10 protein-coding genes are annotated in these 12,985 nt (G+C 64.7%); 3 read left to right on the plus strand and 7 right to left on the minus strand.

The features are described from left to right. Positions 1 to 103 precede the first annotated feature (103 nt). Positions 104 to 2,158: an excinuclease ABC subunit UvrB gene (uvrB, locus tag CV102_RS04060; protein WP_148856619.1), complete on the minus strand. Its 2,055-nt coding sequence runs from the start codon at positions 2,156 to 2,158 to the stop codon at positions 104 to 106. A gap of 149 nt (positions 2,159 to 2,307) precedes the next feature. On the opposite strand from uvrB, the gene CV102_RS04065 reads away from it, so the two are divergent. Then, complete coding sequence (locus CV102_RS04065; RefSeq protein ID WP_148856620.1) at positions 2,308 to 3,537, plus strand: outer membrane protein assembly factor BamB family protein; 1,230 nt, start codon at positions 2,308 to 2,310, stop codon at positions 3,535 to 3,537. 99 nt (positions 3,538 to 3,636) lie between these two features. Here the strand turns inward: CV102_RS04065 and CV102_RS04070 are convergent, their stop codons facing one another. Further along, the gene (locus CV102_RS04070; RefSeq protein ID WP_148856621.1) at positions 3,637 to 4,599 is read right to left on the minus strand and encodes a DUF4397 domain-containing protein; all 963 of its coding nucleotides are present in this window, start codon (positions 4,597 to 4,599) and stop codon (positions 3,637 to 3,639) included. A gap of 250 nt (positions 4,600 to 4,849) precedes the next feature. On the opposite strand from CV102_RS04070, the gene CV102_RS04075 reads away from it, so the two are divergent. Continuing rightward, positions 4,850 to 5,119, plus strand: a complete 270-nt coding sequence (locus CV102_RS04075) for a DUF7553 family protein (RefSeq protein ID WP_148856622.1) — start codon at positions 4,850 to 4,852, stop codon at positions 5,117 to 5,119. Position 5,120: 1 nt separating this feature from the next. Here CV102_RS04075 and CV102_RS04080 read toward each other — a convergent pair whose 3' ends face one another. The 4 genes from CV102_RS04080 to CV102_RS04095 form a co-directional block, all read right to left on the minus strand. After that, the gene (locus CV102_RS04080; protein ID WP_148856623.1) at positions 5,121 to 5,537 is read right to left on the minus strand and encodes a DUF2267 domain-containing protein; all 417 of its coding nucleotides are present in this window, start codon (positions 5,535 to 5,537) and stop codon (positions 5,121 to 5,123) included. 85 nt (positions 5,538 to 5,622) lie between these two features. Further along, a complete protein-coding gene (locus tag CV102_RS04085; RefSeq protein WP_148856624.1) occupies positions 5,623 to 6,003 on the minus strand; it encodes a DUF2267 domain-containing protein in 381 nt (126 codons plus the stop codon). Between the two features lie 110 nt (positions 6,004 to 6,113). Further along, positions 6,114 to 7,211 carry a saccharopine dehydrogenase family protein gene (locus CV102_RS04090; protein ID WP_148856625.1) on the minus strand — a complete coding sequence of 366 codons (1,098 nt, stop codon included), beginning with the start codon at positions 7,209 to 7,211 and terminating at the stop codon, positions 6,114 to 6,116. A 183-nt stretch (positions 7,212 to 7,394) separates the two neighbouring features. Further along, on the minus strand, positions 7,395 to 8,525 hold the full coding sequence (locus CV102_RS04095) for an ORC1-type DNA replication protein (protein WP_148856626.1): 1,131 nt from the start codon (positions 8,523 to 8,525) through the stop codon (positions 7,395 to 7,397). Between the two features lie 535 nt (positions 8,526 to 9,060). Here CV102_RS04095 and CV102_RS04100 point away from each other — a divergent pair. Next, a complete protein-coding gene (locus CV102_RS04100) occupies positions 9,061 to 9,765 on the plus strand; it encodes a hypothetical protein (protein WP_148856627.1) in 705 nt (234 codons plus the stop codon). 1,199 nt (positions 9,766 to 10,964) lie between these two features. On the opposite strand, the gene glmS is transcribed toward CV102_RS04100, so the two are convergent. Next, on the minus strand, positions 10,965 to 12,770 hold the full coding sequence (glmS, locus tag CV102_RS04105; protein WP_148856628.1) for a glutamine--fructose-6-phosphate transaminase (isomerizing): 1,806 nt from the start codon (positions 12,768 to 12,770) through the stop codon (positions 10,965 to 10,967). Between the last annotated feature and the right edge of the window lie 215 nt (positions 12,771 to 12,985).

Raw genomic sequence — 12,985 nt, forward strand, 5'->3', positions numbered from 1 at the left:
ACACGAAGCGGACATCTGGCCACGAAGTCGCCAAAATACGCCGGTAGTAGACTGCAGCGAACGAACGTGAATCGAATAGGTGAGCCGGATAGAAGTGTCGGGCCTAGAACTCCTCGGTCGGCGGTGCGATCCCCTCGTCTTCGCCCTCGAGTTCGAACTCCTCGCGCACCTCCCGGATTCGATCGCGGATGTCGGCCGCGAGTTCGAACTCGAGGTTGCTCGCCGCTTCCTCCATCCGATCCTCGAGTTCCGCGATGTAGCGGGCGGCCTCGTCGTCGTCCTCGAGCGAGCGACCGGAGATCTCGGTGGTGTCGGTCTTGCTCCCCGGCAGGTTCGTCTCGCCGACCTCCTTCTCGATGGTCGTCGGCTCGAGGCCGTGTTCCTCGTTGTACTCCTGTTGAATTTCGCGGCGTCGCTGGGTCTCCTCGATCGCCGACTCCATCGCGCTCGAAGGGTCGTCGGCGTAGAGGACGACCTCGCCGTTGACGTTGCGGGCCGCACGCCCCATCGTCTGGACGAGCGTCGTCTCCGAGCGCAGGAACCCTTCCTGGTCGGCGTCGAGAATGCCGACGAGCGAGACCTCGGGGATGTCCAGTCCCTCCCGGAGGAGGTTGATCCCGACGAGGACGTCGATCTCACCGAGGCGAAGCGAGCGGATGATCTCGTGGCGTTCGAGCGTGTCGGTCTCGTCGTGCATGTATGCGACGTCGACGCCGGATTCCTCGAGGTACTCGGTCAGGTCCTCGGCCATCCGCTTGGTGAGCGTCGTCACGAGGGTGCGCTCGTCGCGCTCGATCCGTTCGTCGATGCGATCCATGAGGTCGTCGATCTGGCCGCTGGCGGGCGACACCTCGATCTCGGGGTCGACGAGGTGGGTCGGGCGAACGATCTGTTCGACGATCTGGTCCGATTCCTCGCGCTCGTAGTCGCTCGGGGTCGCCGACACGTAGAGCGTCTGGTCGGTCTTCTCCTGGAACTCCTCGAAGGTGAGCGGGCGGTTGTCGTAGGCGGTCGGGAGCCGAAAACCGTTCTCGACCAGTGAGTCCTTCCGGGACTTGTCGCCGGCGTACTGGCCCCGGATCTGGGGCAGCGTCACGTGGGACTCGTCGACGACGGTCAGGAAGTCCTCGGGGAAGTAGTCCAGCAGCGTGTAGGGAGCCTCTCCCGACTCGCGATCCGAGAGGTAGACGGAGTAGTTCTCGATCCCCGAGCAGTAGCCCGTCTCCTGCATCATCTCGAGGTCGAACGTGGTTCGCTCGTCGATGCGCTGGGCCGAGAGCATGTCGCCCTGGCGTTCGAAGTACGAGATGCGCGAATCGAGGTCGTCCCGAATCTCGTCCATCGCGCGCTCGAGTTTCGTCTCGGGGATCGAGTAGTGCTCCGCCGGGTGGACGAGGACGGCCTGTTGCTCGCCCTGGGTCTCGCCCTCGAGCGGATCGACCTTGACCATGCGATCGATCTCGTCGCCCCAGAGTTCGACCCGGACGGCGTAGCGGCCGTACATCGGGTAGATCTCGATCGTGTCGCCCCGGACCCGGAACGTGCCCTGCGTGAAGTCGACGTCGTTGCGCTCGTAGTTCAGATCCACGAGCTGTGCCAGGAGTTCGTCGCGGCCGGTTTCCTCGCCGACCTCGAGTCGCATCGACATGTCGATGTAGTTGCGCGGGTCACCGAGGCCGTAAATGGCTGAGACGCTCGCGACGACGATGACGTCTTCGCGCGTGAGAAGAGAGCGCGTCGCGGAGTGGCGCAGGCGGTCGATCTCGTCGTTGATCGAGGCGTCTTTGTCGATGTAGGTGTCGGTCTGCTCGACGTAGGCTTCGGGCTGGTAGTAGTCGTAGTAGGAGACGAAGTACTCGACGGCGTTCTCGGGGAAGAGGTTCCGAAACTCCTCGTAAAGCTGGGCGGCGAGGGTCTTGTTGTGGGCGATGACGAGGGTCGGCTTCTGGACCTCCTCGATGGTCCACGAGACGGTGTTCGTCTTCCCCGATCCCGTCACGCCGAGCAGGGTTTGCTTGTCCATTCCCGACTGGAACCCGTCAGCGAGTTGCTCGATCGCCTCGGGCTGGTCGCCCGCGGGGTCGAACGGCGCGTCGACCTCGAACGGATGGTCGGCCTCGGGACGATCCGGCTGGAGGGGACCTCGAGAGTCACTCATCATCGAGATCAGGGACTCGAGACACTTTACGCGCTCGCATGCGGCGCGCGCCCGGTCACGATATAACGATCCGGTGCAACGGACGGGTCGGGGTTCGGTCGTGACAGCCAAACAGAAAGATTATGCACGGAACGTATACACTGCGTGATATGCCCTCCAGACGCACCGTCCTCGCTACGGGGACGGCAACCGGACTCGCCGCCATCGCCGGCTGTCTCTCGAGCGGCCACTCGTTCGACACGTTCGAGACCGGCCCAGACACCTGGCGGCTCTCGCGGTACGACCTGCAGAACACGGGCCACAACGCCGAGGCGACCGTCCCCGAGGACCCCGAGGAACGCTGGCGATTCGAACCCGAGTCGCCGGTTCGCAGCGTCGATGGCCTCGCCGTCGGCGAGGACGTCGTGGTCGCAGGCAGCGAGCGAGACGCGAGTACCAATCTCGTCGCGCTCGAGCGCAACACCGGCGACGTTCGGTGGAAAGCCGACGACAGGGACGCGGACGTCGCTGCAGTGGCGCTCGGCGACGAAACGGTGTACACGACGTCGGACGGGCAGTACATTGCCGCTTACGACCTCGAGACCGGCGAACGACGCTGGGCGAACGACGAGGAACGGCATGCCAGAACGTTCGGAGCGCCGCTTCTGTTCGACGGGGATACCCTCTACCGAGGGGACGGTAACGGACTCACCGCCTACGATGCCGAGTCGGGCGACGAGCGCTGGCGCGTCTCCGACCAGGGCGCGGTCGCGATCGACGGCGATCGGTTGTTTCAGGGCGGGACAACCGTCACCGCGTCCGAGTCGCCGAACGCACCGGTTCGTCTCGGGACCGATAGCGAACTGGAAACGCTGTGGAAATCGTCCGGTAGCGGTAACGGGGAGCCGCCGGTCGTCTGGAACGACCGCGTTCTTTCGGGTGTCGAACCCCTGCCGTTCGACGAGGGCGAACGACTGCAGGCGTACGACGCCGACAGCGGGGGTCTCGAGTGGACCCACGAGTATTCCGACACGCACGTCACGTCTCCGGTGATCGTCGACGACCGGGCGATCTTCCACGTCGGTCGCGGCGACTGGGACGACGTTCCCGACGGGCCGAACAGGCTGCTCGCGGTCGACGCCGAGGGAGCGATCGAGTGGGAGGCCGAGACTGAGTGGGGGGTGACGGCAGTTCTGGCCGCCGCCGGAGACACCCTGTTCGTCGGCGGCGAACCCGAGGCTCCCGGTCTCGCCGCAATCGATCCTGCAACTAGCGACGTCCGCTGGGAGCGCGAGCCCCGCGGCGATAGCGTCCGCCTGGCCGAGGTAACGTCGCTGGCCGCGGTCGACGGGCTGCTGGTCGCGGGAACCGAGCACGGGCACGTCGTGGCCTACGGCTGAAGGAGCATCGAAAACGGTGCGAACGTCGAGTCAGTCGAAACGGTTCGAGAAGGGACCGGACGCCGAACCAGTACGTCGGTTACGGTTCGTTGCTCGACCCTAACACTGGTGGTCAGCTTCCGGCTTTTCTTTCCCGTCAGCTGCCGGTTTCTCCTTTTCGTCGGCAACCGGTTTCTCGTCGTCGGCGGGCGGCTCGTCCTTCTCGTCCTTCTCGTCGACTGGTTTCTCGTCCTTCTCGTCGACTGGTTTCTCGTCCTTCTCGTCGACCGGTTCGTCTTCCTCGTCGGCCATCGGCCCGTCGACCGTCAGCTCCACGGTGAACTCGCGCTCGGCGAACTCCTCGGGCGGCTCGAGATAGCCGATCGCGTACCCCGTGTAGGGAGTACCCGCCTCGAGCGTGACGTCGAACGTCGCCACCTCGGTCTCGGGATCGCCCGCAGGTCGAATCGAGAGGGTGTACGTGCCGGCGGGGACGGCGAGGTAGTCGGAGACGTCTTCGAAGGAGACGTCTTCGACCAGCGGGTCGTCGTTGGCGTAGATATCGACCGCCGGTGCATCTGGCGAGAAGTGCGCGACGCGGACGAACGCGGAGTCGGGCTCAGCCTCGGGCAGCGGGTCGGCGTCGACGAGGATCTCCGGCCGGAACGTCTCGGCCTCGAGTTCGCCGATCGCCGCGATCGTGTAGAACGCCTCCCCAACCTCGACCTCGTCCTCGAAGACGACGGCTTCGGGATCGCCGGCGGCCGTGATCGTGACCGTGTAAGTGCCGGGCTCGAGTTCGAGATACGGCGAGACAGCACTGTACGGGACGTCCGAGAGTACCTGCTCGCCGTCGACGAGAATATCGACGTTCGGGGCGTCGGGCGAGAAGTGCGCGACGCGAACTGCCGACGTCACGTCGGCCGGTTCGTCGTGGGGTTTCTCGTCGTCCGGTTGTTTCTCGTCGTCCATCGGCCGTTCGTCGTCCGCGTGTTCGCCTTTCGCGAACACGGTACCGCTGGCAACACTCAATCCTCCCGCCACACCCATCGTTTTCAGGGCCGTCCGTCGTGATACTGGCATAATGCAATCGAGAGGGGGAACTTCGAGCGGAAAAATCCAGTAGTCAGTAACGTTGATTCTCTTGGCGTTTCCGACGGCAGCGTCGGGTGTACGCACTCCTTACGGCGAGAAATCGTCACGTACACCAGATGATAGCCTGGTCCTCGATCGCGTGAGGGGAGGGAGTTCGCCGACGGTTCGACCCGGCACGTCGGGCTCGCGCTCAACTGCCACGCTAACTGTTATGGGTCGAGTCGTGGTTGTCTCGACTATGGCTCAGGAACTCAAGCAGGTTCGCGACGAACTCGAAAAGGCAGCAAAAACGGCAGACGACGACGACATCCGCGACGACCTCCGCGAGCAAGTCGACGCGTTCGAGGACTACACCATCGGCGATCACGAGCCCGACCACGCGGTCCTCGACGGGCATCTCAACCAGCTCCGACAGCTCAGTCAGGACGCGAGCGACGACACGAAAGATCGGATCGAAGACGCGCTCGAGACAGCCGAGGACTACCGCGAAGGCATCGATCAGGCCTAAACTATCGTTCTCGCGGTGTTCGGTCGGTGACGTCGACCTCGGTGTTCGTCTCCGAGAGCAGTTCCTCGAACCCGTAGTGTTCGAACTGGTCGACGACGGCGGCGCGTTCGCTCTCGTCGACGGCCTCGAGCAGCGTTCCGAGCACTGCGGTCGTCGCACGCTCGCCGGTGAGGTCGACCGTCTCCATGCGCTGGTCGACCCTCGAGATGAACTCTTCTTCGGAGAACCGTTGCCCGGATTCGCCCTCGGTGAAGTGATCGCTGAACTCCCCGGGCAGCTGGGACGCCAGGTCGTGGGCCTGATCCTCGCTCAGTCGTTCCCCGAGCGTCGTCAGGACGGCTCGCGTCGCGTCCGTCGCGGCGTCGCTGTCGCTGTCGGTGCGGTCGCTCACGGTCTCGACGAACGTCTCGTGCTCCATACCTCGAGTCACGGTGACGTCGCCCCTCACGCTTCGGGCGGCAGTTGCTGGGGACGGGGCAGACGAAACCCGAACCAAGTCGCGATCAGCTGTCCGGAACGATCTCGTCGTACCCGAACTCCTCGAGGCGCTCCCGAAGGTCGTCCGCTTCCTCGTCGTCGACGTGCTCGAACAGCGTCTCGACGACGGCCCGCGAGAGCCGTTCGGGATCGCCGATTTCGGCGCGGTCGGTTCGCTCTTCGACCCGCGAGCGGAACTCCTCGTAGGAGAGCCGTCGTCCGGAGGCCCCGTCGGTGAGGTGATCGTTGATCTCCTCCGGCAGGTCGTCCGCGAGCTGGTGGGACTGGTGTTCCTCGAGTCGCTCGCCCAGGGCGGAGCAGACCGCCTGCGTCGCGTTCCGGGCGTCGGTCTCGTCGGCGAGATTCGCTCGCTGCTCGACGGCCTGGTAGAAGTCGTGACGTTCCATACGGGACCGTTGAAGGGGTTTCACTGTGGGGATTGGGCCAGCGACTGCCGGTTCCGTGGACGATCCCTGCCTCGCCCGCGAACTCGGACGCGTCCTCGAGACGCGACCGCTTACCGCAGGAGCGGATTGATCGGCGACGTTTCGTCCGGCGTCGACTCGTCGAAAAAGCCCTCGACGCCCTCGAGTTCGAGGACGAAATCGGCGCCGAACGCGCCGGCCGGCGTCTGGAACGCGCTGTCGGCCTCGCCGTCGAGGACCCGCTCGGCCGTCTCCACGGCGGCGTTGACGGTCACGACGTACGCGTCGGGCGTCCGCAGGCGGGAGACGACGCGCTCGTCGTCGTCGCCGGTTCGGGCCTCGCCCCAGATGTAGGCCGAACCGCGCTCGCGCGACCACTCCGCGGGACCCTCGCGGACGAGACCCGCGAGTTGCTTCAGCGTCCACTGGACCGGTGTCAGTCCGAGTACGGGAGCGAGATACCGGTGGAGTTTGAGCGCAGTCCTGGCGGGTTCGGGCATCAGCGCGTACACCTCGACGTTCGGGATGCCGGTCGTGTAGTGGGCGGTCGACACGTCTCCCATCGGCATCGTGACGGCCGGGCGGGTGCCGCGGCCGAAGTCGATCTCCCGTGTCCGCCACGCGGTCGGGACGCGCTCGAGTCGGCCGTCGCGACGGATCGCCCCGCCGGTGTCGGCCCCCTCGATCACCGTTCGCACCGTTCCGATCGAGGGCGGTCGGAACGAGTCGACGCCGAGCGCGAGGTCGGTCGCCTCCGGAAGGCGGTCTGCGAGGTGGGCGGCGAGACAGTCCAGCGGAACCGTCGAGAAGCCGGCGGCCGGGAGCAGCGTCACGTCTGCATCTTTCGCCTCCTCGTCTCGGTCATAGATCGACTCGATGACCGGGATCTCCCCGGTGATGTCGACGTAGTCCGTTCCGCTCTCGAGGCAGCCTTCGACTAACGGCTCGGCGGTGTTCGAGAACGGACCCGCGCAGTTCAGGACGCAGTCGACGTCCTCGAGCGCGTCCGCGACGGTTTCCGAATCCTCGAGGTCGAATCGGCGGCCCGGACAGCCGAGTTCGTCCACCTGCTCGGCGAGTTGGTCGCCATCGCGACCGGCGAGGAGCAGGTCCACGTCACGGTCGATCGCCTCGCGAGCGATCAGGTCGCCGACGAAGCCGTACGAGCCGTAGCACAGGAGCGTGGGCATACTCGTCAGTTCGGCGCGTTGACGGTTAAGCCATGGCCCAGCACTGCACACCGGAACGGGAGCAATCGGTGGGAACAAGCGGCCTTCGTATCGAAGATTTATCCAACAGCTGTTTCAGGCGAACGTGCGTCCGAAAGACGGCGTTTCGACGAGGGGCCGCGAAAAAGTACGCTGGGTCCCGGCTCACTCGAGTCGATCGAGCACCGCGTCCTTCTCGTAGGACAGCGAGAGCGAGCGCGAGCGACCGCGGCCCTCGATGTCGGCGTAGTCGGCGTCGATCAGCCCGAGCTGGTCGAGTTTGTTGACGATCTCGGAGTACCGCGTGTAGCCGAGTTCCGTCTCCTCGTGGAAGGTCTCGTACACCTCGCCGGCCTGGCCGCCGTCGTTGTTCGCGATGACCTCGAGCAGCGACTGTTCGGTGTCCGAGAGTTCGGAGAGACTCCGGGAGAGGGAGATATACTTCGACTTCTCGTAGGCCTGTTCGACGTCTCGCATCTCGACGGTGCGACTGCCTCGCATCTCGGCGTTGAGCCCCGCGCGCCGGAGCAGGTCGATCCCGACCCGGAGGTCGCCGCTCTCGGCCGTCCGGTCGGCCACGCGCTCCAGGGTATCCCGCGAGATGACGCCGTCGCGGAAGCCGCGCTCGACGCGTTCCGCGAGGATGTCGACGATCTCCGGCTGGCCGTACACCGGGAAGTAGACCTCCTCGGGACGGAAGACGCTCTGGACGCGCGAATCGAGTTCGTCGATGACCTCGAGTGTGGGATCCGAGGAGACGACGATGACGCCGATCTTCGCGCCGGGATACTCCTCGTGGGCCCGCAGTAGCGAGTAGAGCGTGTCGGACGCCTCGTTCTCGTAGAAGAGATAGTTGATGTCGTCGAGGGCGACGACCAGCACGCGGTCGTCCTCGACGAGTTTTTCGGCGATCTGGCCGAAGAGTTTCTTGAACGAGATGCCCGAAGAGGGGGGTTCGTAGTCGAAGGTTCCCTCGAAGAGCCGCGAGAACACCGAGTAGCGGGTGGAGTTGACCTGACAGTTGACGCGGATCGTGCGCACGTCGCTGGTCTGGGTTCCGACCTCGTCGAACAGCTTCTGGATCGCGGTCGTCTTCCCCGTCCCTGGCGGTCCCCGGACCATGACGTTCAACGGTCGCGACCCGCGCACCGCTGGGCGTAACGCGTACGTGAGGTTCTGGGTCTGGCTCTCGCGGTGCTTGAACGTCTCGGGAACGTAGTCGATTTCGAAGACGTGCTCGTTTCTGAACACGGACTCGTCCCACGACAACATCCCCTCCTCGGGGTCGTCTGCCATTACTTTCACCTCGCTGTCGAAGTCACTTAGTTGTTTGCGAGCGGTGCGCGAACTGCGGACGATTCGGTCGAATCGAGTTCAACGAAGCGGATTTCGACGGCTTTCGCGCCCAGGGCGCCGTATCCACAGCGCGCCGTTTGGCTCGAGCAACGGTAGACGGCCGGACGGGCCGGCGAATTCGATGTTTCGTTTAACACCTGTATAATGAAGCGCTATACTCCACAATAGAATTCTTGATGGGACCAGGTATCTCGTCGTGGCACGCAGACCGCACACGGGCGGGCGCCACAGTGTGTATTACAGCCGGCGCCACAGCGCGTATCGCTGCCGATGTGTACTCGACGAGCCACGACGTGACGCGAGCAGTGTCGACGAGCCGCGAATCCGGTTCGTCAGTCAGCACCGCTCGCGGTCACGAACGTCGTGAAGCCCCGCACGCCACGGTCGCTCCTCGATCCGCCTCTGCCCGTTCTCGAGCGTCGCCGGCGTTGCGACGGGAGACGAACACCGTATCTGAAGTATCAGAGACAGCACTATGAGCCACCCAAGTCAACAGCAAGAGGCACGGTCAGTCTCTACCGGTGCACAGTTGCTGCTGGTCGTCGCCGGCATCGCATTTCTCGTCGCCGGAATCGCACTCGCAGCGAGCGGTTCGGGCATCGACGAGGCGATTACCGGCGTCGACGACGACGATATCGAGGAAGATCCTGGAGAAGACGGCGACCAAGACGACCAAGACCCCGCTGACGGAGATGGCGGCGACGGGAACGGTGAGGAGAGCGACGGCGGCGAGGGCGATGGTGGTGACGGCGGTGACGGCGATAGCGGTGACGCCGGCGACACCGATGGCGGTGACGGCGGCGACGGTGGCGACGGTGGCGACGGTGGCGACGGAGCAGATGAAGACGATGGAACCGACGACACTGGCGGGGACGACGAAGGCGGCTCCGATGACGCAGACGACGACACTGGCGCCGACGACGACGATGACGACAGCGGCCCACCGTTCGGAGACGATGACGAGGCCGACGACGAAGCAGATGACGATGACGCAGACGACGACGAAGCAGATGATGACGACGGAGCGGATGACGATCCGTTCGGGGGCGACGATGACGAGGCAGACGACGACGAAGCAGATGATGACGATGACGATGATGACGACGATGACGACGATGACGACGATGACGACGACGACGACGATGACGACGACAGTTGGTTCTCCTCCGTCGACAACTGACGTCGTCCAGCGAGTCTGATCGCTTCGGTATCGGTCGACGATCGGTACACTCGAGACGTTCTTCCCACCCGAGACGTTTTCCCAGTTCGATACCACTGATAGCGACGGAGACGGTTCGGTCGGCGACTGCCGGCCTCGACTCGGCGTTCGAATCGAGTGACAGCGACGAATCTCTCGAGAACGCTCGTCGAAGATGCCTGCACGACCACCTTCTCGGAGTAGTCCGAAACGCCCCCGCGCGACTCGACAGTTTGCGCCTCGTCTGCTGACTCACCCGCCACTCACCGCTGGAGAGAGACGACGTGCTTCAGCGGCTCCCGTCGTTCGTCCAGAGGAAAGCGGGATCCACCGAGTAGCGCCGGCGAACGTGCGCCAGATCGGTATCGACGGCCTGTGAGAGCTACGGGAGTACTGCTCGCCCCCGGTGGCGAACTCGTGACGATCACCACGGGTAGCTCGAGCGAAGACCCGAAACCGCAGAACGACGGCTCCGCGTCGACGCGTCCGACGAACGACGACCCGTGGTCGACGCGTCCGACGTTACTGACCAGAGCGAAGACGACGAGACCGGGACGACGTCGACGTGACGGTACCTGACTGTCGCAGGAACCCACGTCGTACGGAGTCAGATCTGATCGGTGGAGCGCCAGTAGCCGATTCCCGCGCGGAAACTGTCGACTGGACGGTCACCGCGAACGACGAGTTCGAAACCGGAACGCCGGCGACGGTTCCACGTCGATCGCCAGAAACGGCGACGAGGACGGTCGAAAACGAGGACGGCGGCGCCCCGGCGATGGAACCGTCGTGATCGGTAACACCGACGAGGGGCCGTGAGGAGCGGTACGAGTAGCAAACGGTGACGACGCGGACTGCGGAGGAGAGACCCGACGACGCCGACGATACGGGATCGTCGACTTTCGTCTGACGATGTCCCAGCCCTGTACGCACGTCGCGAGACTCGTCCGAAACTCGAGGGCGAACTGACGGCCCGAGCAGTCGGCGTTCCCGGTTCGCCGTCGCCGGAACGACCGGCAGTGGTAGTTCGAGGCGCGTTACTCGAGCGACGACCGCCGCTGTACAGGCGATATTGAAAGAGTGAAAACAACGTAGCGGTCGAACACTGTTGCAGAGTCGCCAAAAATCGGACCGACGCGGAAAGAGACAGTCAGCGCGGGAGGATGACCGCTACAGGAGTCGCCTTACTCGACGGTGACACTCTTCGCCAGGTTACGTGGCTTGTCGATCGGTCGGTCGAGCAGGTCCGCAGCGTAGTAGGAGACGAGTTGGAGCTGGACGTTCGCGAGCAGTCCGGCCCAGACGGGATGCGTGTCGGGGACCGAGAGGTGGACTTCGGCGGCGTCGACGACCGGGTGATCGTCCGGCGAGACGGCGATAATCGACGCACCGCGAGTCTGGGCCTCGATCGCGTTCGTCTTCGTCTTGTCGTCGTCGCCGCCGGTACAGACCGCGAAGATCGGGGTCTGTTCCGTGACGAGCGCCAGCGGGCCATGTTTGAGTTCGCCGGAGGCGAACCCTTCGGCGTGCTCGTAGGTGATCTCCTTGAACTTCAGCGCTCCCTCGAGCGCGACGGGATGGCCGAGTCCGTTGCCGATGAAGAAGAACGCCTCGCTGTCGATGTACTGCTTGGCCAGGCGTTCGGCGTCGGTAGTCTCCAGGATCTCCTCGACGTGCTCGGGGAGGTCCTCGAGATCCGCGAGCATCTCCTCGAGGTCGTCGACGGGTGTGGCGTGGGAGACGTCGGCCGCGATGCGCTGGCTAACCAGCGCGAGCGAGACCGCCTGCGAGGAGAACGTCTTGGTCGCGGCGACACCGACCTCCGGACCGGCACGGATGTACATCGCGTCGTCGGTCTCGCGGGCGATCGTCGAACCGACGACGTTCGTGACGGCCAGCGTTCGCGCGCCGCGGTCTGTCGCTTCGCGGATCGCCTGCAGCGTGTCCGCGGTCTCGCCGCTCTGCGTGACGGCGATCGTCAGGGTGCCCTCGTCGACGGGCCCCGAAGCGGAATCGTACTCGCTGGCGCGGATCACTTCCGTCCGGACCCCGGACGCCTTCAGCAACTGCGCGCCGTAGAGCGCCGCGTGATACGACGTTCCGCAGGCGACGAACTGGACCTCGTCTACGTCCGTAAAGGAGCCCGCTGGCAGCGCCTCGAGGTCGACCTCGCCGTCCTCGACGCGGCCCTCGATCGTGTTCGCGAGCGAGGTTGGCTGGCTGTGGATCTCCTTTTTCATGTAGTGGTCGTACTCGCCCTTGCCGGCGTCCTCCGGGTCCCAGTCGACCGTATCGACATCACGATTGACCGCCTCGCCCCCGAGGTCGGTGATCTCGTACGACTCGGGGTCGAGAACGACGACGTCGCCGTCCTCGAGATAGATCACTTCGTCCGTATAGTCGAGGAACGCGGGAACGTCGCTCGCGAGGTACCACTCGTCCGCGCCGAGTCCGAGGACGAGCGGGGAGCCCTTCCGGGCCGCGTAGACGCGGTCCTCGCCGTCGACGATCGCCGCGATCGCGTAGCTGCCCTCGAGCGTATCGACTGCGTGACGAACCGCCTCCTCGGTCGACATCTCGCTACGGTACTCGTCGATGAGGTGCGGGATAACCTCGGTGTCGGTGTCGCTCTGGAACACGTGTCCCTTCGCGCTCAGCTCCGTGCGAAGCTCTTCGTAGTTGTCGATGACACCGTTGTGAACGACGGCGACGTCGCCGGCCGAGTCCGTGTGCGGATGTGCGTTCTCCTCCGTCGGCGGGCCGTGCGTACTCCAGCGTGTGTGGCCGATGCCGGCGTTCCCGCTCGGCAGGTAGTTCAGCTTCGATTTGAGGTCCGAGACCTCGCCGGAGGTCTTGTGAACCTTCACGCCAGACCCGTTCTGGACGGCGATCCCTGCCGAGTCGTAGCCGCGGTACTCGAGGTTCTCGAGTCCGGTCAGCAGCGAGTCAGCAGCGTCGTCGGAACCAATTCGGGCGATGATCCCGCACATTAGTGTGACACCTCCGTAGCTACGGTCGCTACGACCGGGGAGGGAGAGCGAGCAGAGCAGGCCGTCCGAGTCGCGGTGATCGAACGTCGGTTCGGTACGCCAGTGTGGCGTTCAGTCCTGTAGCGTGTCATAGATGTATTCCTCCCGGGTCGTCTGTCCCTGAGCGTCGACCCGGTGCGTACTTCGTAGATGTCCGACAACGCCCATTACTATGG

It is taken from the genome of Natronococcus pandeyae (genome assembly GCF_008122205.1).
GTDB lineage: Archaea > Halobacteriota > Halobacteria > Halobacteriales > Natrialbaceae > Natronococcus > Natronococcus pandeyae.

Coding starts and splice junctions, on each gene's coding strand:
- uvrB (WP_148856619.1), bottom strand. CDS start 2,158: ATGAGTGACTCTCGAGGTCCCCTCCAGCCGGATCGTCCCGAGGCCGAC.
- CV102_RS04065 (WP_148856620.1), top strand. CDS start 2,308: ATGCCCTCCAGACGCACCGTCCTCGCTACGGGGACGGCAACCGGACTC.
- CV102_RS04070 (WP_148856621.1), bottom strand. CDS start 4,599: ATGCCAGTATCACGACGGACGGCCCTGAAAACGATGGGTGTGGCGGGA.
- CV102_RS04075 (WP_148856622.1), top strand. CDS start 4,850: ATGGCTCAGGAACTCAAGCAGGTTCGCGACGAACTCGAAAAGGCAGCA.
- CV102_RS04080 (WP_148856623.1), bottom strand. CDS start 5,537: ATGGAGCACGAGACGTTCGTCGAGACCGTGAGCGACCGCACCGACAGC.
- CV102_RS04085 (WP_148856624.1), bottom strand. CDS start 6,003: ATGGAACGTCACGACTTCTACCAGGCCGTCGAGCAGCGAGCGAATCTC.
- CV102_RS04090 (WP_148856625.1), bottom strand. CDS start 7,211: ATGCCCACGCTCCTGTGCTACGGCTCGTACGGCTTCGTCGGCGACCTG.
- CV102_RS04095 (WP_148856626.1), bottom strand. CDS start 8,525: ATGGCAGACGACCCCGAGGAGGGGATGTTGTCGTGGGACGAGTCCGTG.
- CV102_RS04100 (WP_148856627.1), top strand. CDS start 9,061: ATGAGCCACCCAAGTCAACAGCAAGAGGCACGGTCAGTCTCTACCGGT.
- glmS (WP_148856628.1), bottom strand. CDS start 12,770: ATGTGCGGGATCATCGCCCGAATTGGTTCCGACGACGCTGCTGACTCG.